Origin of the sequence: Rhodobacter sp. TJ_12, from assembly GCF_020023995.1 — a bacterium.
In the GTDB taxonomy this organism is placed as follows: Bacteria; Pseudomonadota; Alphaproteobacteria; order Rhodobacterales; family Rhodobacteraceae; genus Rhodobacter.
Map to the genome: position 1 here is coordinate 1 of NZ_NRRD01000030.1, position 19,201 is coordinate 19,201.

General features: G+C 61.4%; 23 protein-coding genes. 14 read left to right on the top strand and 9 right to left on the bottom strand.

Annotated elements, in window-relative coordinates; genetic code table 11:
* From CKO11_RS15935 to sucC, 7 genes are all read right to left on the bottom strand, one after another.
* Nucleotides 1-578 (bottom strand): biotin/lipoyl-containing protein (locus tag CKO11_RS15935; protein ID WP_317851816.1); only part of this gene is annotated, 578 nt, incomplete at its 3' end.
* Between the two features lies 1 nt (nucleotide 579).
* Entirely contained in the window at nucleotides 580-3,549 is a 2,970-nt protein-coding gene (locus CKO11_RS15940) for a 2-oxoglutarate dehydrogenase E1 component (protein ID WP_223640974.1), read from the bottom strand.
* Nucleotides 3,550-3,621: 72 nt separating this feature from the next.
* Nucleotides 3,622-3,978 (bottom strand): hypothetical protein, encoded by a 357-nt coding sequence (locus CKO11_RS15945; protein ID WP_223640977.1) that lies wholly within the window; start codon nucleotides 3,976-3,978, stop codon nucleotides 3,622-3,624.
* A gap of 12 nt (nucleotides 3,979-3,990) precedes the next feature.
* Nucleotides 3,991-4,359, bottom strand: a complete 369-nt coding sequence (locus CKO11_RS15950; RefSeq protein WP_223640979.1) for a hypothetical protein — start codon at nucleotides 4,357-4,359, stop codon at nucleotides 3,991-3,993.
* 148 nt (nucleotides 4,360-4,507) lie between these two features.
* The gene (gene sucD, locus CKO11_RS15955) at nucleotides 4,508-5,395 is read right to left on the bottom strand and encodes a succinate--CoA ligase subunit alpha (RefSeq protein ID WP_223640981.1); all 888 of its coding nucleotides are present in this window, start codon (nucleotides 5,393-5,395) and stop codon (nucleotides 4,508-4,510) included.
* 14 nt (nucleotides 5,396-5,409) lie between these two features.
* The gene (locus CKO11_RS15960; RefSeq protein WP_223640983.1) at nucleotides 5,410-5,685 is read right to left on the bottom strand and encodes a hypothetical protein; all 276 of its coding nucleotides are present in this window, start codon (nucleotides 5,683-5,685) and stop codon (nucleotides 5,410-5,412) included.
* A complete protein-coding gene (gene sucC / locus CKO11_RS15965) occupies nucleotides 5,682-6,875 on the bottom strand; it encodes an ADP-forming succinate--CoA ligase subunit beta (protein WP_223640985.1) in 1,194 nt (397 codons plus the stop codon). The genes CKO11_RS15960 and sucC overlap by 4 nt, the downstream gene beginning before the upstream one ends.
* A gap of 213 nt (nucleotides 6,876-7,088) precedes the next feature.
* Between sucC and CKO11_RS15970 the strand changes: the two genes are divergently transcribed.
* On the top strand, nucleotides 7,089-8,141 hold the full coding sequence (locus CKO11_RS15970) for a glycosyltransferase family 2 protein (RefSeq protein ID WP_223640986.1): 1,053 nt from the start codon (nucleotides 7,089-7,091) through the stop codon (nucleotides 8,139-8,141).
* 72 nt (nucleotides 8,142-8,213) lie between these two features.
* Here the strand turns inward: CKO11_RS15970 and mdh are convergent, their stop codons facing one another.
* A complete protein-coding gene (mdh, locus tag CKO11_RS15975) occupies nucleotides 8,214-9,176 on the bottom strand; it encodes a malate dehydrogenase (RefSeq protein WP_223641003.1) in 963 nt (320 codons plus the stop codon).
* 247 nt (nucleotides 9,177-9,423) lie between these two features.
* Here mdh and CKO11_RS15980 point away from each other — a divergent pair, with 247 nt between their 5' ends.
* The 12 genes from CKO11_RS15980 to CKO11_RS16035 all read left to right on the top strand — a co-directional run bounded on the left by CKO11_RS15980 (nucleotide 9,424) and on the right by CKO11_RS16035 (nucleotide 18,254).
* The gene (locus tag CKO11_RS15980) at nucleotides 9,424-10,164 is read left to right on the top strand and encodes a sulfite exporter TauE/SafE family protein (protein ID WP_223641005.1); all 741 of its coding nucleotides are present in this window, start codon (nucleotides 9,424-9,426) and stop codon (nucleotides 10,162-10,164) included.
* Between the two features lie 99 nt (nucleotides 10,165-10,263).
* A complete protein-coding gene (locus CKO11_RS15985; RefSeq protein ID WP_223641007.1) occupies nucleotides 10,264-11,136 on the top strand; it encodes an HpcH/HpaI aldolase/citrate lyase family protein in 873 nt (290 codons plus the stop codon).
* 10 nt (nucleotides 11,137-11,146) lie between these two features.
* The gene (locus CKO11_RS15990; protein WP_223641009.1) at nucleotides 11,147-11,698 is read left to right on the top strand and encodes an NnrU family protein; all 552 of its coding nucleotides are present in this window, start codon (nucleotides 11,147-11,149) and stop codon (nucleotides 11,696-11,698) included.
* Nucleotides 11,698-11,901 carry a DUF1737 domain-containing protein gene (locus CKO11_RS15995; RefSeq protein WP_223641011.1) on the top strand — a complete coding sequence of 68 codons (204 nt, stop codon included), beginning with the start codon at nucleotides 11,698-11,700 and terminating at the stop codon, nucleotides 11,899-11,901. Before CKO11_RS15990 ends, CKO11_RS15995 begins: the two co-directional genes overlap by 1 nt.
* The gene (locus CKO11_RS16000) at nucleotides 11,902-12,939 is read left to right on the top strand and encodes a MaoC family dehydratase (RefSeq protein WP_223641013.1); all 1,038 of its coding nucleotides are present in this window, start codon (nucleotides 11,902-11,904) and stop codon (nucleotides 12,937-12,939) included.
* Nucleotides 12,940-13,253: 314 nt separating this feature from the next.
* A complete protein-coding gene (gene sdhC, locus CKO11_RS16005) occupies nucleotides 13,254-13,652 on the top strand; it encodes a succinate dehydrogenase, cytochrome b556 subunit (RefSeq protein ID WP_223641016.1) in 399 nt (132 codons plus the stop codon).
* Between the two features lie 10 nt (nucleotides 13,653-13,662).
* Entirely contained in the window at nucleotides 13,663-14,064 is a 402-nt protein-coding gene (gene sdhD / locus CKO11_RS16010) for a succinate dehydrogenase, hydrophobic membrane anchor protein (protein ID WP_223641019.1), read from the top strand.
* 12 nt (nucleotides 14,065-14,076) lie between these two features.
* Complete coding sequence (sdhA, locus tag CKO11_RS16015; protein ID WP_223641021.1) at nucleotides 14,077-15,882, top strand: succinate dehydrogenase flavoprotein subunit; 1,806 nt, start codon at nucleotides 14,077-14,079, stop codon at nucleotides 15,880-15,882.
* Complete coding sequence (locus CKO11_RS16020; protein WP_223641023.1) at nucleotides 15,882-16,184, top strand: hypothetical protein; 303 nt, start codon at nucleotides 15,882-15,884, stop codon at nucleotides 16,182-16,184. Before sdhA ends, CKO11_RS16020 begins: the two co-directional genes overlap by 1 nt.
* A 3-nt stretch (nucleotides 16,185-16,187) precedes the next feature.
* Nucleotides 16,188-16,967 (top strand): succinate dehydrogenase iron-sulfur subunit, encoded by a 780-nt coding sequence (locus CKO11_RS16025; RefSeq protein WP_223641025.1) that lies wholly within the window; start codon nucleotides 16,188-16,190, stop codon nucleotides 16,965-16,967.
* Nucleotides 16,968-17,154: 187 nt separating this feature from the next.
* The gene (locus tag CKO11_RS16030; RefSeq protein ID WP_223641027.1) at nucleotides 17,155-17,328 is read left to right on the top strand and encodes a hypothetical protein; all 174 of its coding nucleotides are present in this window, start codon (nucleotides 17,155-17,157) and stop codon (nucleotides 17,326-17,328) included.
* Between the two features lie 62 nt (nucleotides 17,329-17,390).
* Nucleotides 17,391-18,254 (top strand): urea carboxylase-associated family protein, encoded by an 864-nt coding sequence (locus CKO11_RS16035; RefSeq protein ID WP_223641029.1) that lies wholly within the window; start codon nucleotides 17,391-17,393, stop codon nucleotides 18,252-18,254.
* Nucleotides 18,255-18,273: 19 nt separating this feature from the next.
* Here the strand turns inward: CKO11_RS16035 and CKO11_RS16040 are convergent, their stop codons facing one another.
* The gene (locus CKO11_RS16040) at nucleotides 18,274-18,642 is read right to left on the bottom strand and encodes an ArsR/SmtB family transcription factor (protein WP_223641031.1); all 369 of its coding nucleotides are present in this window, start codon (nucleotides 18,640-18,642) and stop codon (nucleotides 18,274-18,276) included.
* A 213-nt stretch (nucleotides 18,643-18,855) separates the two neighbouring features.
* On the opposite strand from CKO11_RS16040, the gene CKO11_RS16045 reads away from it, so the two are divergent.
* Entirely contained in the window at nucleotides 18,856-19,200 is a 345-nt protein-coding gene (locus CKO11_RS16045) for an AtpZ/AtpI family protein (RefSeq protein ID WP_223641033.1), read from the top strand.
* The last annotated feature ends 1 nt before the right edge of the window (nucleotide 19,201 follow it).

Consider the following 19,201-nt stretch of genomic DNA (forward strand, 5'->3'; position numbering starts at 1 on the left):
TTCGGGGCCGGGGCCGCGCCGCCTGCGCCTTCGGCCACGACAGCCAGCTTGCCGCCCGCCGCAACGGTCGCGCCTTCATCGGCCAAAATCTCGCTGAGCGTGCCCGCCACGGGCGAGGGCACTTCGACCGAGACCTTGTCGGTTTCCAGCTCGCACAGGATTTCATCCAGTGCCACAGTATCGCCCGCCTTCTTGAACCAGGTGGAAACGGTGGCTTCCGACACGCTTTCGCCCAGCGCAGGCACCATCACATCCGTCATCTTGACCTCTTGAGTAACCGGCGCGGCCTCTTCCCGGGCGGCCTTGCCTTCGGATTTGGATTGCGCGGGCGCCGCCTTGGCGCCTGCGGAAGTCAGCGTGGCAAGCAGGGCGTTCACGCCCACGGTCTCGCCCTCGGCGGCCACGATCTCGGCCATCACCCCCGCTTCGGGGGCACGGACCTCGACTGTCACCTTGTCGGTTTCCAGCTCGCACAGCATTTCGTCGGCGCTGACCGCTTCGCCCGGTTTCTTGAACCAGGTGGCAACGGTGGCCTCGGTGACGCTTTCGCCCAGCGTGGGCACACGGATATCGGTCATCTCAGCCCTCCAGTGCGTCGTTAACGAGCGCGTCTTGCTCGGCCTTGTGGCGCGAGGCAAGACCGGTCGCGGGCGAGGCAGAGCCAGCCCGGCCCGCATAACGCGGACGGGCGTGTTTCGCCCCGATCTTCGACAAAACCCATTCGAGGTTCGGCTCGACAAAAGTCCAGCCGCCTTGGTTGCGCGGTTCTTCTTGGCACCAGATGATCTGGGCATCCTTGAAGCGGCCCAGTTCCGTCACCATCGAATGCGCCGGGAACGGATAGAACTGTTCAAGCCGCAAGATATAGACATCTTCGAGCCCGCGTTTGTCCCGCTCGGCCAGCAGGTCGTAATAGACCTTGCCCGAGCAGATCACGACGCGTTTGATTTCCGCATCGGGTTTCAGCGTCAGTTCCGAATTGCCGTGGTGTTGGCCATCGGCATCATCCCAGTTCACGCGCCGGAAGAACGAGCCGGTGGTGAAATCCTCCGCTTTCGAGGTGCACAGCGGATGACGCAGAAGCGATTTCGGCGTCATCAGGATGAGCGGCTTGCGGAAGTTGCGGTGGATCTGGCGGCGCAGAATGTGGAAGTAGTTCGCGGGCGTCGAGCAATTCGCGACGATCCAGTTGTCTTCCGCGCTCAGTTGCAAGAACCGCTCCAGCCGCGCCGAAGAGTGTTCGGGCCCTTGGCCCTCGAACCCATGCGGCAGCAGGCAGACAAGGCCCGACATCCGCAGCCATTTGCGTTCGCCCGAGTTGATGAACTGGTCGAACATGATCTGCGCGCCGTTGGCAAAGTCGCCAAACTGGGCTTCCCACAGCGTCAGCGCGTTCGGCTCGGCCAGCGAATAGCCATATTCAAACCCAAGCACGGCATATTCCGACAGCATCGAGTCGATGACTTCGTATTTCGCCTGACCGGGTTTGATGTGATTGAGCGGATAATACCGTTCTTCCGTGGCCTGATCGATCAGCGCCGAATGGCGTTGGCTAAAGGTGCCGCGCGCACAGTCTTGGCCCGCCAGACGCACCGGGAAGCCTTCGGCCAAAAGCGAGCCGAAAGCCAGCGCTTCGGCGGTGGCCCAATCAAAGCCCTCGCCTTTTTCGAACATTGCCTTCTTGCTTTCAAGCTGGCGTGCCACCGTGCGGTGGATGTCGAAATCTTCGGGGCAGGTGGTCAGCGCCTTGCCGACTTCGGCAAAAAGCTCGGGCGAGATCGGGGTCACGCCCGCATCGTAGTCCGAGGTTTGCCGATCAAGGTGCTTCCAGCGGCCATCCAGCCAGTCTGCCTTGTTCGGGCGGAACTGTTTGCCAGCCTCATATTCCTCGTTCAGCACCGCTTGGAAGGCGGCTTTCATATCGTCAATCTCGCCTTCGGGGATCAGCCCGTCGTGCACCAGACGCTCGGTGTAAAGTTGCAGCGTGGTTTTGTGCCCCTTGATGTTTTTATACATCTGGGGGTTGGTGAACATCGGCTCGTCGCCTTCGTTGTGGCCGAAGCGCCGATAGCAGAACATATCGATGACCACGTCCTTGCCGAATTTCTGGCGGAATTCGGTGGCCACTTTCGCAGCATGCACGACGGCCTCCGGGTCATCGCCATTGACGTGGAAAATGGGCGCTTCCACCATCAGGGCAATATCGGTCGGATAGGGCGAGGTGCGCGAGAAGTGCGGCGCCGTGGTGAACCCGATTTGGTTGTTCACAACGATATGAATGCAGCCGCCGGTGCGGTGCCCCTTAATGCCCGAAAGCTGCAAACATTCGGCCACGACCCCTTGGCCCGCAAAAGCCGCATCGCCATGCAAAAGCACCGGCAGCACCTGCGTGCGCGGGTCATCGTTAAGCTGGTCTTGCTTGGCGCGGACCTTGCCCAGAACGACGGGGTTCACCGCCTCAAGGTGGCTGGGGTTCGCGGTCAGCGACAGGTGAACCGTTTGCCCGTCAAAGCTGCGGTCCGACGAGGCCCCAAGGTGGTATTTCACATCGCCCGAACCATCCACATCATCGGGCTTGTAAGAGCCACCCTGAAATTCATGGAAGATCGCGCGATAGGGTTTTTGCATCACCGTGGCCAGGATGTTCAACCGCCCCCGGTGCGGCATGCCGATGACGACCTCTTTCAGGCCCAGCGCACCACCGCGCTTGATGATCTGTTCCATCGCCGGAATAAGCGCCTCGGCCCCGTCCAGACCGAACCGCTTGGTGCCGGTGTATTTGACATGGAGGAATTTCTCGAACCCCTCGGCCTCGACCAACTTGTTCAGGATCGCGCGACGGCCTTCGCGGGTGAATTGAATTTCCTTGCCGTAGCCCTCGATCCGCTCTTTCAGCCAGCCCGCTTCTTCGGGGTTGGAAATATGCATGTATTGCAGCGCGAAGGTGCCGCAATAGGTGCGTTTGAGCACATCGATGATCTGGCGCATCGAGGCCACTTGCAGCCCCAGCACGTTATCGATGAAGATCATCCGATCCATATCGGCTTCGGTAAAGCCGTAAGAGCGCGGGTCCAGTTCCGGGTGCGGATCGGTGGAGCGCATGCCCAGCGGGTCCAGATCGGCAATCAGGTGGCCCCGGATCCGATAGGCGCGAATGATCATCAGCGCGCGGATACTATCAAGCACGGCGCGTTTGATTGCCTCTTCCGAAGCGTCGACCCCCGCGGCCTTGGCGGCGGCGGCGATCTTTTCGCCTGCCGCTTTCGTTTCTTTGGGCGCAACCGGCATCGGCCATTCGCCCGTCATCGCGGCGGTCAGATCGTCTTCGGGGCTTGGCGGCCAGTCGGCGCGCGCCCAGCTTGGCCCGCTGGCCGAGCGTTTCGCATCCACTTCGCTGTCGCCCAGCGAGGCGAAAAAAGCCGCCCAAGCCGGATCGACCGAATTCGGGTTATTGGCGTAATTGGCGTAAAGCTGTTCGACGTAATCCGCATTCGCCCCTTGCAGAAAGGACGAAGCATGCAATTGGTCGTTCGGAGAGTGATCGTTCATCGGATGATCCTTGCGAGATCGGTTGAGGGGCTTGCGGGGCCGCGGCACGGGATGCGCCGGGGCAAATCGGTATCAGCGGCAGGTGACGACAAGCGTCTTGATGCCGGGCATATGGTCTTCGGGTTCGGTGATGTAGCTGCCCGCGATGCTTTTTCCATAGTGGCGGCAAAGCCTTGCGGGGGCCGCTGCGACCGCCGCATCGGGGGCGGCAAAGGGGTCGTAGTAGATATAGCTGCGGTCCGGGCCGCCCGAAATCGCGGCCACGGCATCGGCGCGGATGCCGGTCATCGCCTCGAATGCCACCTTCGATTGCCGCTCGGCCGGAATCGGCGGCGCGGCATCCTGTGCGGCACAACAGGGCCTATCGTCGCAGCCGGCGAGGGGGAGAAGAAGGGGGGCGGCCACGAGGGCCAGTAAAAGGCGTGGCATCGGTTGGGTCCGTTAGGGGGCGTTGCGGTAAGGCGTTACGGTGCCCGGCAGGCCTGCGGCTTCGGCGCAGGCGATGTCATAATCGCCCCCGGTGTTTTCCGGACCGCAAACCGCTGCCGTGCCCTCAACGATGGTGGCATTGGTGCGCGCGGAATTCGCCATCGCATAGCCGGTCGCGCCGGTGGGCGTGGTGCCTTGGGGCACGCGCTGGGTGGTGACGATCGGGTAGGTGGTGATCGGACCGTAAGCCGAGGTCGGAACGGCCGTGCGGCCTTCCATCGTGTTGTCGCCAGCATCGATGTAATCGGTGGCCGCGCAGCCAGCCAGCGCCAGCGCCAGCGCCGCCAGCAACGGCATGCCGATTCCTGTGTGCGATTTCATTCCAACCTCCCGTTTCTGGCCGCGTCCGGCCGCTGACCCTCGGGTAACCAAGGCACTCGTTACTGCGAAATGACCCGGCCACGCAGGAGGGTCGCTTGGCGGTAACGAGTGGGGCCGCGGAACCTTGGCGCCCGCGGCCCCGTGGGCGTTAGCCCTTTTTGATCGCTTCCAGCACCGCTTCGCCCAGCGTTGCGGGGCTATCGGCCACAATGATCCCGGCTTTTTTCATCGCCTCGATCTTGCTTTCGGCGTCGCCCTTGCCGCCCGAAACGATGGCGCCGGCATGGCCCATGCGGCGGCCCGGAGGCGCGGTGCGCCCGGCAATGAAGCCCGCGGTCGGTTTCCAGCGGCCTTTTTTCTTTTGCTCGATCAGGAATTCGGCGGCTTCTTCTTCGGCCGAGCCGCCGATTTCGCCGATCATGATGATCGAGCTGGTTTCCGGGTCATCCAAGAACATGTCGAGCACGTCGATATGTTCGGTGCCTTTGATCGGGTCGCCGCCGATGCCTACGGCCGAGGATTGGCCCAGCCCCACATCGGTGGTTTGTTTCACCGCCTCATAGGTCAGCGTGCCCGAGCGCGACACAACGCCGACCGAGCCGCGCTTGAAGATCGAGCCGGGCATGATGCCGATCTTGCAGGCGTCGGGCGTCATCACGCCGGGGCAGTTCGGGCCGATGAGGCGCGATTTGCTGTCCACCAGCGCGCGTTTCACCCGCATCATGTCCAGCACCGGAATGCCCTCGGTGATGCACACGATCAGTTCCATCTCGGCGTCGATCGCCTCAAGGATGGAATCTGCGGCATAGGGCGGGGGCACATAGATCGCGGTCGCATTGGCGCCGGTCACGTGCTTGGCTTCGTGCACGGAGTTGAAGACCGGCAGGCCCAGATGTTCGGCGCCGCCTTTGCCCGGCGTGACGCCGCCGACCATTTTCGTGCCATAGGCGATGGCTTGTTCAGAATGGAAGGTGCCTTGGCTGCCGGTGAAGCCTTGGCAAATGACTTTGGTGTTTTCGTTGACGAGGACCGCCATGGGTCAGTCTCCTATTACGAGAAGATTGCGCTGACGAGGTGCCAGCCGGTAAAGCCGAAGGCGAACAGAGCGAAGCCGCGAAGCATCCAGACTTGTGCCAAGAGCACGGTCGGATTCTGGGCCAAACGCTCCATGCCGCCTTGGCGCCATGTCTTTGCCACTTCACGCCGCCATACCATGTAGCTGCTCTCCTTGCGCGTCCGCTGCATGGCCTCTGCGAAGAGAGCCATCAGCACGCACAGCACGAAGAGAGCAAAGCCGAGCATGGCAAGGCCGACGTGCGCGTTCATCCTTTCACCGCTGCCACGATCTTCTTGGCGCCGTCGGCCAGATCGTCGGCCGCGATCACATTGAGGCCGGATTTCGCGATGATCTCTTTGCCCAGTTCGACATTGGTGCCTTCAAGGCGCACCACCAGCGGCACCTTGAGGCCCACTTCTGTCACCGCCGCCAGAACGCCTTCGGCGATGATGTCGCAGCGCATGATGCCGCCGAAGATATTGACGAGGATGCCCTTCACCTTCGGGTCCGAGGTGATGATCTTGAACGCTTCGGTCACCTTTTCCTTGGTGGCACCGCCGCCCACGTCCAAAAAGTTGGCCGGTTCCGAGCCGTAAAGCTTGATGATATCCATGGTGGCCATCGCCAGACCGGCGCCGTTCACCATGCAACCGATCTCGCCATCCAGCGCGATGTAGTTGAGATCGAAGCGCGAGGCTTCCAGCTCTTTCGGGTCTTCTTCGGTCACATCGCGCAGGTCGAGCACTTCGGGCTGGCGATAAAGCGCGTTGTTGTCAAAGCCAAGCTTGGCATCGAGCACTTTCAGGTGGTGATCGGTGGTGACGATCAGCGGGTTGATTTCCAGCATCTCCATGTCCTTCTCAAGGAAGGCTTTGTAGAGCTTTTTGATCAGTCCGACGCATTGCTTGATCAGGTTGCCTTCGAGCCCCAGCGCAAAGGCGATGCGGCGGCCATGAAAATCGCTCAGCCCCGTTGCCGGATCAACCGAGAAGGACAGGATCTTTTCCGGGGTGGAGGCGGCGACCTCTTCGATATCCATGCCGCCCTCGGTCGAGCAGACAAAGGACACGCGCGACGTTTTGCGGTCGATCAAAAGCGCGAGATAAAGCTCACGCTCGATGTCCGAGCCTTCTTCGATATAGATGCGGTTGACTTGTTTGCCCGCCGGTCCGGTTTGGTGGGTGACCAGCGTGCGCCCCAGCATCTTGCGCGCTTCGGTCTCGGCCTCGGCCACCGAATGCGCGAGCCGCACGCCGCCTTTTTCACCCGCTTCGGGTTCCACGAAATGGCCTTTGCCGCGGCCCCCGGCGTGGATTTGCGCCTTCACGACCCAAAGCGGGCCGTCAAGCTCCCCCGCCGCCGATTTCGCCTCGTCGGCCTTGAGCACGACCCGCCCTTCCGAGACCGGGCAGCCATAGCCCTTGAGCAGCTGCTTGGCCTGGTATTCATGAATATTCATGGCTTGGTTCCCACGCTGTTTTCTTTGACAAAGGTGTGGCACATCGGCGCGATGTAACAAAACAATAAATGCGGAAAACATAGGCAAACCCCGAAGAAAGTAGTGTTTGTGATCACGCTTTTGCGGTGTGTGATCACAAAAATTCAAACCGGCGGCCTTGCTTGCGGTAACGGAATCGGCACAGGTTTTTGCGGGGCAGCTACGGGGAGAAAGATGGCATCTTGGGCGATCGTCGCGATGGTTGACGAACCGGCGGCCTTGCTGGCGGCTTGGGCGGGGCATCATCTCGATCTGGGCGCAAGTGAGGTGCATCTGTGCCTAGATCGACCGCAAGAAGAGGCGTTTGACCTGCTTGACGGTACGCCTTGCGTGCATCTGCATCTGGATGGCGCGGATGACTGGGCCTTTCGCGGCATCGGTGCGCGCCCGGTGGGGATGAATGCGCGCCAGAAATATCATGCCAGCCGGATCTTGGCGCAAACCCGGGCCGAGTGGCTTTTGCATTGCGATAGCGATGAATTCCTGTGGCCCGAGGCGCCGGGCACCGAGGTGGGCGCGCTGCTGGATCAGGTGCCGCAAAAGATCAACTGGCTACAGGTCGGCGTGGCCGAACGGGTGCATCTGCGCAAGACCCCGCGCCCCGATATTTTCGCCGGGGCCTATCGGTTGCCGTGGCCGCGTTACGCGAATGAAGGCTATCAGGTCTATGACGCGCTGACCCGCGAATTGCTGAATTACGGGCTGGCCGGGCATCACATGGGCAAGGCGATGGTGCGGGCCGGGCGCGATCTGTTCATCGGCGTGCATCATGGGTTGACCCGCTACAACGGCCAGCGCTGTCCGGCGGTGGCACCTGCGCCGGGGTTGCGGGTGCTGCATTATGATGGGCTGACGCTGCTGCATTTCGCGCTAAAGATGCTGCGTTACGGGCAGGAGGGGCGACCCGATAACCCCGCCAGCCATGCGCCCGCGCGCTGGGCGCAGGTGCGCGGCTTTGTCGATGATGTGCAGGCGGATGATTTGCAGCGCCTCGTCTATCGCGCGGCGAAGACATTGGGGCTAAACCAGACCGTCGCGCTGCAAGAGCGGGGCCTGTTGCGCCAGTTCCAGCCCGATGTGGCCGCGCGCGCCCGCGCTGCGCTGGGGCTTTCGCTTGATCTGCGCCCTGCCGCCTTTGACCGCGCGTTGATCTGCCATGAAATGGCGCTGATCGGCCAGTTGCAGGCGCGCTACGGATTTGATCCCAAAGCGCTCGCCGCCTCGTGACGGCGCTCTGCGCAAAACAAAAGGCGCGGCCAGAGTGGGCCGCGCCTTTCTTTTATCAGCGATCAAGCCGGCTTAGGCCAGCGTCGGATCGATGCCTTTGCATGCGGTGACAAGGCCTTTGACCGCGTCAACCGATTTGTCGAACATCGCTTGCTCGTCAGCATTCAGTTTGATGTCGACGACTTTCTCGATGCCGCCCGCGCCGATGATCGTCGGCACGCCGACATACATGCCGTCCAGACCGAAGGCGCCATCGACCCAAGCCGCGCAGGGCAGCAGGCGTTTTTGGTCTTTCAGATAGGCTTCCGCCATTTCGATGGCCGAGGTGGCGGGCGCATAGAAGGCCGAGCCGGTTTTCAGCAGGCCAACGATTTCGGCGCCGCCATCACGGGTGCGCTGGATGATCGCGTCCAGTTTTTCTTGCGTGGTCCAGCCCATCTGCACCAGATCCGGCAGCGGAATGCCCGCAACGGTCGAATAACGCGCCAGCGGAACCATCGTGTCGCCATGGCCGCCCAGCACGAAGGCGGTGACGTCTTTCATCGACACGCCAAATTCAACCGACAAGAAGTGACGGAAGCGCGCCGAGTCGAGCACGCCGGCCATGCCCACAACTTTCTCGGCCGGCAGGCCCGAGAATTGTTGCAGCGCCCAGACCATCGCATCAAGCGGGTTGGTGATGCAGATAACAAAGGCATTCGGCGCATGCGCGGCAATGCCTTCGCCCACCGATTTCATGACTTTCAGGTTGATGCCCAGCAGGTCGTCGCGCGACATGCCCGGTTTGCGCGGCACACCGGCGGTGACGATGCAGACATCGGCGCCCGCGATATCGGCATAGTCATTGGTGCCTTTGAACGTGCCGTCAAAGCCTTCGGACGGGCCCGATTCCGCGATGTCGAGTGCTTTGCCCTGCGGCGTGCCCTCGGCGATGTCGAACATGACGACATCCCCCAGTTCTTTGATCGCGGCGAGATGGGCAAGCGTGCCACCGATTTGACCAGCGCCGATAAGGGCGATCTTGGGTCGGGCCATGGGTTCCTCCAAAGGTCGTTCTGTTTTGATGGTTGGCGAAAGGGTTAGCGTTTCAGGGGGCGTCTGTCCATAGCGCTGCACTGCCGCATCGGCTTAGAGTTTAATTTGTATGCAACGGCATGCCGTGTGGGTGCAGATGTTTGCGCTAAACATTTCCTTGCAGGGGCGGGGGGGATGGTCCATCCGGGGCCAAACGCGGGGCAGGGCGCGGGCCTTGTGACGCTGATTCTCGGGTGCGGAGCGGCAGATGGAACTCGATGCCTTGGGCTGGGCAATGGCAATCGCGGCGGCGATCAGCGTCGGCATTTCCAAAGGAGGGCTGCCGATGGCCTCGTCGCTGTCGGTGCCGCTTTTGGCTGTGGTGATGAACCCGGTCGCGGCGGCGGGGCTGTTGTTGCCGGTCTATATTATCTCGGATGTGTTCGGGCTAATCGCCTATCGGCGCGATTTCGATGCGCGGGTTCTGAAGATTATGGTGCCCGCCACGGTGATTGGGGTTGGTGTAGGCTGGGCCACGGCCTCGGTGGTGCCAGAGGCGGCGGTGACCGCGCTGGTGGGGATCATCGGTCTTGTCTTCGCGCTCAATGCGCTGATCCGTCCGCATCTGGGCATGGCGCAAAAGCCGCATGTGGGGCCGGGGGTCTTTTGGGGCACGCTGACCGGCTTCACAAGCTTTGTCAGCCATTCGGGCGGCCCGCCGTTTCAGGCCTATACGATCCCGCTGGGCCTGCCGCGCACGGTGTTCGCGGGCACGTCAACGATCTTGTTCGCTTGGGTCAATGCGATCAAGCTGGTGCCCTACGCGGCGCTGGGGCAATTGAATTTCAGCAGTCTTGGTTTGGCGTTGAAGCTGGCCCCGTTTGCCGCGCTGGCGGTTTGGGGGGGCGTCAAGCTGGTGCGGCTGCTGCCCCATGACACCTTTTATAAAATCGTCACCTGGGCGCTGCTGCTGATTTCGCTGAAGCTTTTGGCGGATGTGTTTCTGTAACCGCGCCGCCAACCGTCATTCTGCGTTGCGGCAAATCAATCCTTGCTGAATCTGTCTCTGATGTGTTTCTTGGCGCAAGATTGTTGCGAGGAGAGAATCATGACGGACGCCACCGCCCGCCCCTATCGCTCGGTGCTTTATATCCCCGGCTCGAAAGAGCGCGCGCTGGAAAAGGCCACGACGCTCGCTTGCGACGCGATCATCTTTGACCTTGAAGATGCCGTGGCCGTTGATGAAAAGATCAAGGCCCGCGCGACGCTGATCAAGGCGCTGACCGAAGCCGATTACGGCGCGCGCGCGCGGATCGTGCGGATCAACGGGTTGGATACCGATTGGGGCCGCGATGACGTTTTGGCGATGGCCGAGGCGGTCCATAACGGCGCCAAGATCGATGCGATCTTGATCCCCAAAGTCTCGATGAAAGGGGATCTGGATGCGGTGGCGAACCTGATCAATGGCGTGCCGCTCTGGGCGATGATGGAAACCGCGATGGGCATGATGAATGCCGCCGAAATCGCCGCGCATCCGCGCCTTGAGGGCATGGTGATGGGCACCAACGATTTGGCCAAGGAATTGCAAAGCCGGTTCCGCGCCGATCGTTTGCCGCTGATGACCGGGCTGGGGCTGTGCTTGCTTGCGGCCAAGACCTATGGCCGGATCATTGTCGATGGCGTCTATAACGCGTTTAAGGACGATGAAGGGCTGAAAGTCGAATGCGACCAAGGCCGTGATATGGGCTTTGATGGCAAGACGCTGATCCACCCGGCGCAGCTTGATGTGGCCAATGCCGCCTTCGCGCCCTCGGAAGCCGAGGTTGATCTGGCGCGCCGCCAGATCGAGGCTTTTGATGCCGCGCAGGCCGAGGGCTTGGGCGTGGCAGTTGTGGATGGAAAGATCGTCGAAAACCTGCATATCGTGACCGCGCGGCAAGTCCTCGCGAAAGCGGAGGCAATTGCCGCGCTCGCCAACTAGGGGACCGGCTATGTCAATTCTAATCCTCGGCATCCTACTTTGGGTGCTGCCGCATATGTTCAAACGTCTCGCGCCGCGCCGTCATGTGATGATGATGCCGCAGATCAAGGCGATGGTCGCTGGCTTCGTGCTGGTGGGCGTGGTGCTGATGGTGATCGGCTATCGCATGGCCGATGTGGTGCCGATTTATAGCCCGCTGCCGGGCATGGGCCACGCCAATAACACGCTGATGTTGATCTCGATCTACCTGTTTGGCGTCAGCGGTTCGCGCTCGGTGCTGATCGACAAGATCCGCCATCCGATGCTGTGGGGCATGGTGATTTGGTCGGTGTCGCACCTTTTGGTGAACGGCGATTTGTCCTCGATCGTGCTGTTTGGCGCGCTGGGGATCTGGGCTGTGGCCGAGATGGTGCTGATCAACCGCGCAGGCCCGTGGAAGCGTCCGCAACCGGGCAAACTGACGGGCGATCTGAAAAACCTGATCGGCACCGCGCTGATTTACGGGCTGATTGCTTGGGTGCATAGCCTGCTGGGCCACAACCCGTTCTTGGGAAGCTACTGATGCAACTTTATCGGCTGCTGACCGAGGATGATACCTCCGCCTTTTGTCACAAGGTGTCGCTTGCGCTTTCAAAGGGCTGGTCGCTTTATGGCGACCCGACCTATGCCTTTGACGGCGCGCGCGGTGTGATGCGCTGCGCGCAGGCGGTGGTGAAAGAAGTAGAGGGAGACTACCACCCCGATCTAAAACTGGGAGAGCAGTGAATGGCGACGAAGACAAATCCGGGCCGGTTTTTCGAGGATTATCACATTGGCCAAGTGATCGCGCATGCGGTGCCGCGCACCGTGGCCGAGGGGGAGCGCGCGGCCTATCATGCGCTTTATCCCGCGCGGCATGCGCTTTATTCCTCGGATGCGTTTGCCGCTGAATGTGGGCTTGATGGATCGCCGATGGACGATCTGATCGCCTTTCACACCGTTTTCGGCAAAACGGTTCCGGATGTGTCTTTGAACGCGGTGGCGAACCTTGGCTATGCCGAGGGGCGCTGGCTCTTGCCGGTTTACCCCGGAGACACGTTACGTTCGGTCTCTGAGGTGATCGGGCTCAAGCAAAACTCCAACGGCAAATCGGGCGTCGTTTATGTCCGCACCCGCGGGCTGAACCAAAACGACGAGGTCGTGCTGGAATATGTGCGCTGGGTGATGGTGCGCAAACGCGACTTGGACGCGCCCGCGCCCGAAACCGTGCTGCCGGAGCTGCGCAACGTGGTCCCGGCAGAGCATCTGGTCGTGCCCGAAGGGCTGACCTTCGAAGACTATGATTTCACGCTGGCGGGCGAGCCGCACCGGTTGGGCGATTACGAGGTTGGGGAAAAGATCGACCACGTCGATGGCGTGACGATCGAAGAGGCCGAGCATATGCTGGCCACGCGGATGTGGCAAAACACGGCCAAGGTGCATTTCGATGCCACCTTCCGCGAAGATGGCAAGCGGCTGATCTATGGCGGCCATATCATCAGCATGGCGCGTGCGCTTTCCTTCAACGGGCTGGCCAATGCGCAGATGATCGTGGCGCTGAACGGGGGCGCGCATGCCAACCCCTGTTTTGCGGGCGATACGGTCAAGGCGTGGTCCGAGGTGTTGGACAAGGCCGAAACCGGTGCGCCGGGGGTTGGCGCGATCCGGCTTCGGCTGGTGGCGGTCAAGCAAGGCGCGGCCCCGTTTGCGCTGAAGGGGGAAGATGGCAAATACGCCCCCGAGGTGCTGCTTGACCTCGATTACTGGGCGCTGATGCCGCTTTGATCCGACTCAGGCCCGGCCTGCGTGCCATGCCTTGCACCGATTTGGCTTCCCGCGCGTCTGTCGGGCGGGAGGTCGTCTTGGCGGGGTAATCGGTCGCGTTTGAATGTTTGCGCGCACAGGCCGCGCGTCTCCCGCTTTTGTGATCACAAAAGCCCTTTTCGCAGATTTTTTTGCACTTGCGAAAGGATTCTTTGATCTGGATGCGTGACTTGGCCGCCGGAACGGCCTAATGAAAATACACAATTCCGGCCAACCCGCCCGCGCCTCCACTCCCAAGGCTTTGCGCTGGCGGCCCAGCACAGAGGGTTTCTCCAATGGCTGAAACGAAACGGGTCGAGCGACCCCTTTCCCCCTTCATGATCGGCCCCTATTACCGCCCGCAGATGACCTCGATGAGCTCCATCCTGACGCGGATCACGGGCAATGCGTTGATCGCAGGCTTTTTCCTTGGCGCGTGGTGGCTGATTGCCGCCGTGTCCAGCCCCGGCTATTTCGCCGTTGTCGACTGGATCGTCACTTCGTGGATCGGCTGGCTGTTCTTTACCGCCATGCTGTGGTCGATCTGGTATCACTATCTGACCGGGCTGCGGCACCTGCTGTGGGATACCGGCAAAGGGCTTGAGATCGAAACCGCCGAAAAGCTGGGCTGGGGCGCGTTGATTGGTGCCACCGGGCTGACGCTTGTCTCGCTCATCATTCTTTGGATCATCTAAGGGGGTTCCCATGCGCTATCTGACCGATCGCAAACGCGCCGTGGGCAAGGGGGCCTCTGGCTCCGGGACCGAGCATTTCTGGTGGATGACCATGTCCTCGGTCGCGCTGGCCTTCTTGGTGCCCGTGTTCATCTTCACTTTCGGCTCCGCCATCGGCGGCACGCAAGAAGAAGTGGTGGCCCATTTCGCGCGCCCCTTCCCGGCGATCCTGACCGGGCTTGTCACGCTGGTGGGCATGCGCCACTTCGCCAAGGGCGCGCAGGTCATGCTGGAAGATTACACCGCCGGCAGCCTGCGCAAGGGGCTCGTCATCTTCGTCTATTCGCTGTCCTACATGATTACGGCGATCGTGCTTTATGCGCTTGGCAAAATGGTGTTCATCGACACCGCCGCGCAGATGCTGAACCAATAAGAGGCAGGATTGATGGCTTCCTACACTTACGAAACCCACAATTATGACGTGGTGGTGGTCGGTGCCGGTGGCGCGGGCCTGCGCGCCACGCTGGGCATGGCCGAACAAGGTCTGCGCACCGCTTGTGTGACCAAGGTTTTCCCGACCCGCTCGCACACCGTTGCCGCGCAAGGCGGGATCGCCGCCTCGCTGGGCAACATGGGCCCCGATAGCTGGCAGTGGCATATGTATGACACGGTCAAGGGCTCGGACTGGCTGGGCGACACCGATGCGATGGAATATCTGGCCCGCTCCGCGCCTGCCGCGGTTTACGAGCTGGAACATTACGGCGTGCCGTTTTCGCGCACCGAAGAAGGCAAGATCTACCAGCGCCCGTTTGGCGGTCATACCACCGAATTTGGCGAAGGCCCGCCGGTGCAACGCACCTGTGCCGCCGCCGACCGGACCGGCCACGCGATCTTGCACACGCTTTACGGTCAATCGCTCAAGAACAACGCGGAATTCTTTATCGAATATTTCGCGCTTGATTTGATCATGTCCGATGATGGCGTGTGCCAAGGCGTGGTCTGCTGGAAGCTGGATGACGGCACGATGCATGTCTTCAACGCGAAGATGGTCGTGTTGGCGACGGGCGGCTATGGCCGGGCCTATTTCTCGGCCACTTCGGCGCATACCTGCACCGGCGACGGCGGCGGGATGGTGGCGCGCGCAGGTCTGCCGTTGCAAGACATGGAATTCGTGCAGTTCCACCCGACCGGCATCTATGGCTCGGGCTGCCTGATCACCGAAGGTGTGCGCGGCGAGGGCGGGTATCTGACCAACGCCGAAGGCGAGCGTTTCATGGAACGTTACGCGCCCCACTACAAAGACCTTGCGCCGCGGGATTATGTGTCGCGCTGCATGACGCTGGAAATCCGCGAAGGGCGCGGTGTGGGCGAACACAAAGATCACATCTTCCTCAACCTGTCGCACCTTCCCAAAGAAGCGCTGGCCGAACGTCTGCCGGGCATTTCGGAATCGGCAAAAATCTTTGCTGGTGTGGATGTGACCAAGGAACCGATCCCGGTGCTGCCGACCGTGCACTACAACATGGGCGGTATTCCGACCAACTATTGGGGCGAGGCGCTCAACCCGACCGCCGAAGACCCGACCGCGATCGTGCCGGGCCTGATGGCCGTGGGCGAGGCGGGCTGTGCCTCGGTGCACGGGGCGAACCGTCTGGGTTCCAACTCGCTCATTGACCTTGTGGTGTTTGGCCGTGCCGCCGCCATTCGGGCCGGTGAAGTGGTCGACCCGAAAGCGCGTCCGGCGGAGTTCAACAAAGCCTCGGTCGAGAAGTGCTTTGATCGCTTCGATGCGTTGCGCCACGCCAAGGGCGGCATTCCGACGGCGGAACTGCGTCTTGAGATGCAGCGCACCATGCAGGCCGACGCGGCGGTGTTCCGCACCGATAAAACGCTGGCCGAAGGCGTCGAGAATATGACCAAGATCGCGGGCAAGATGGGCGATCTGAACGTCACCGACCGGTCGCTTGTGTGGAACAGCGACCTGATGGAAACGCTCGAACTGACCAACTTGATGCCGAATGCCTTGGCCACCATCGTTGCCGCCGAAGCCCGCAAAGAAAGCCGGGGCGCGCATGCCTCGGAAGACCACGCGAACCGCGACGACGAAAACTGGCGCAAACACTCGATCCTGCGGGTGGATGGTAATCAGGTCGATCTGAGCTATCGCCCTGTGATCACCGATCCGTTGACGACGCCCGAAGAGGGCGGCATCGACCTTGGCCTGATCGCACCGAAGGCCCGCACCTTCTGATGGCGCGCGGCTGGGCATATGGGCTGGCGGCGGCGGGGGTGACCCTTGCCGCTTGCGGCCCCGTGCCCGTCGAGGTGGCCGAACGGCAATGCCTGAACCAGGTGCGCCCCACTGCCCCGATTTCGGGCGAGGCGCGGATGGGGGTCACGACCGAGGGCTTTCGCTCTGGGACGGAACTGACCTTCAACCTTGGGACGGGCAGCCAGGGCGACCCCTCGGCCCGCTTTAACGCCTGTGTCAAACGCAAATCCGGCCGCATGCCGACGCGGCCGCTCTACGCCCGAACCGACTGGAAGGGATAAACCATGGTTCAGTTCACGCTTCCCAAGAATTCGAAGATCCGCGTCGGCAAGACCTGGCCGCGGCCCGAGGGCGCGAAGAACGTCCGCAAATTCATGATCTATCGCTGGGACCCGGACACCGGGGAAAACCCGCGGGTCGACAGCTATTTCCTTGATATGGACAAATGCGGCCCGATGATCCTTGATGCGCTCATCAAGATCAAAAACGAGATCGACCCGACGCTGACCTTCCGCCGCTCTTGCCGCGAAGGGATTTGCGGCTCCTGCGCGATGAACATCGACGGGATCAACACGCTCGCCTGTATCTATGGCCTCGATGAGGTGAAGGGCGATGTGAAGATCTACCCGCTGCCGCATATGCCGGTGGTGAAGGACCTTGTGCCGGATCTGACGCATTTCTACGCCCAGCACGCCTCGATCATGCCGTTCTTGCAAACCGCGACGAACCAGCCCGAAAAGGAATGGCGTCAGTCGATCGAAGATCGCAAGAAGCTGGATGGTCTTTATGAATGCGTCATGTGCGCGTCGTGCTCGACCTCTTGCCCCAGCTATTGGTGGAACTCGGACCGCTACCTTGGCCCGGCGGCGCTGCTGCATGCCTATCGCTGGATCGTCGATAGCCGCGATGAAGCCACGGCGGAACGTCTGGATGCGCTGGAAGACCCGTTCAAGCTGTATCGCTGCCACACGATCATGAACTGCACCAAGACTTGCCCCAAAGGGCTGAACCCGGCCAAAGCGATTGCCGAGATCAAAAAGCTTATGGTCAGCCGCCACGTCTGAGGTTGCGCAAAATTCTGAACGGGCCCCGGTGTTCCGGGGCCTTTTCTTTGGCCTGTATTGCTTGGATTGCTAACGATAACGCTGCGGTGCAGAAAATGCATGTCCCAGTTGCAACATTAGCATGACATCTGCGGCGCGATGTCGCGTATAAGGCGGTCAGGGAGGAACTCGAACGACGGAGAGTTCCATGTCTAAGATCGTTACCTTCCGGAAGAATTCCGACAAGGAAAACGCGGCAGAAGCGCTGAAGCTGCTGGAAGCCGCCTGGGCCTATTACACGCCCGAGCACAGCGCTGTTACGGAATCGGTCGAAGAGGCCGAGGCCAGCATCGAACATCTGTTCGAATATTACGCCGCCTGAGGGTAGGCCCTTTCGTTTGGGGCGCGGACGCGCAAGACTATGCGCAAAGGAGACCGCGCCCGATGAAACCTGCCCAGCCCGAACACACGCCCCCCGCCGATGCCACCCGCCGCAAGGATGTGGCGCCGGTGATTTGCTATCCGGTCGACACGCTGCCGCGTCCCGATCTTGCCGCCTATCGCGCCGCCCGTGCGGGCTGGGCCTTGCTTGAAACCGTGATCGCGCCACCGCGTGACGCCGCCAGTTTCTTTGTTCCTGCCGGGTGCTTTTTCCGCATCGTTTCGGTGGAAGGGCCGCAGGTTGGGGATCTGAACCTTTGGGCGCAAGACAATCTGCAAGAACGGTTTTTCTCGGGCAAGACCCGCGCGCTGCATGGCACGCATCTGTCCACCGGCGACCGGCTTTGGTCTTGTTTGCCCTATCTGCGCCCGATGGCGACACTCACCGAAGATACGCTGGATTGGTATGGCTTCGACGCCTTTGGCGGCGCGGTCCATGATGTGATCGGCACGCGCTGCGACCCCTATACGCATCAGCTGCTGGGCGGTGATCCTTATCACCATTGCTGCCATTCGAACCTGACCCGCGCGCTGGCCACTGCGACGGGCCAGCCGCCCGCGACGGTCGAACCGCAGGTGCATGATGTGCTGAATGTCTTCATGTGCACGGGCTTCACCCGCGATACCGGGCAGTATTTCATGAAGGCCAGCCCGGTGCGCCCGGGCGACTATCTGGAATTCTTTGCCGAGATCGACCTTTTGGGCGCGCTTTCGGCTTGCCCCGGCGGGGATTGTTCGTCCGAACACAGTTCCGACGCGGCGGCCTGTTATCCGCTGAAGATCGAGATTTACCGCCCGCAAGCCGCGCCGGAAGGCTGGGCGTCGCCCGCACCCAATGGCTATGACCGCAGCCACGGCTGCGCCTAAGGTGGGCTAGGGCAGGGGGTTAGGGCTGGGGCCGCGCCTCGGCCTCCGGCTCCAGCATGCGCAATTCGGTTTCCAAGAACCGCTCGAACGCATCAAGATCAAGCGGCTCAAACTGCCCGAAGCTTTGAAGCCACGTGATCGCACCTTCCATCGCCAGCGGCTCCAGCTTGCACCATTTCACCCGACCGCGCTTTTCCTGGCTGATTAGCCCGGCCTCGGCCAAGATCGTCAAGTGTTTGGAAATCGCGGCCAGAGACATGTCGAACGGTTCGGCCACATCGGTCACCGCCATATCGTCTTCCAGCAGCATCGTCAGGATCGCGCGCCGGGTCGGATCGGCAAGCGCGGCGAAAATCGCATCGAGGGAGGCGGGTGCGGTCGTGGTCATCGGGCGACTTTGAAAGCTGTCAGTGGAAACGTCAACCGATCGGTTGAATATCGCGCAGGCCCAACGCTTGCGCTAACAACGCGCCGCCGACTTGGCGTGGAAAGATGAAATCAAACAAATACAATGGCTTAATATGTGCCAACTGATGCGCCAACAGCGTTGACTCATTGTCTTGTCATGGTTAGACAAACCTCAACCTGCGGGGGGCATCTCATGTCGGATCCATCTTCGGAAGAACCCGATCCCGAGCGGCTCGCGGCGCTTGAAAAACGCCTTGCGAAGTTGCGCAAGGAAGAAGAAGCGCCCAAACCCGCGGCGGATGGCAATATGCGCATGGCCGATATGGCATGGCGGATGGTCATCGAACTGGTTGCGGGGCTGGGGATCGGCTTCGGTATCGGTTACGGGTTGGACAGCCTTTTGGGCACGACGCCGTGGTTGATGCTGATCTTCGTTTTCTTCGGTCTGGCGGCGGGCGTGAAGGTCATGCTCCGGTCCGCCAATGACATGGCAAAGGCACAGGCGGCTGCGCAGGCAGCCGGCAAAGAGGGGAAATAGT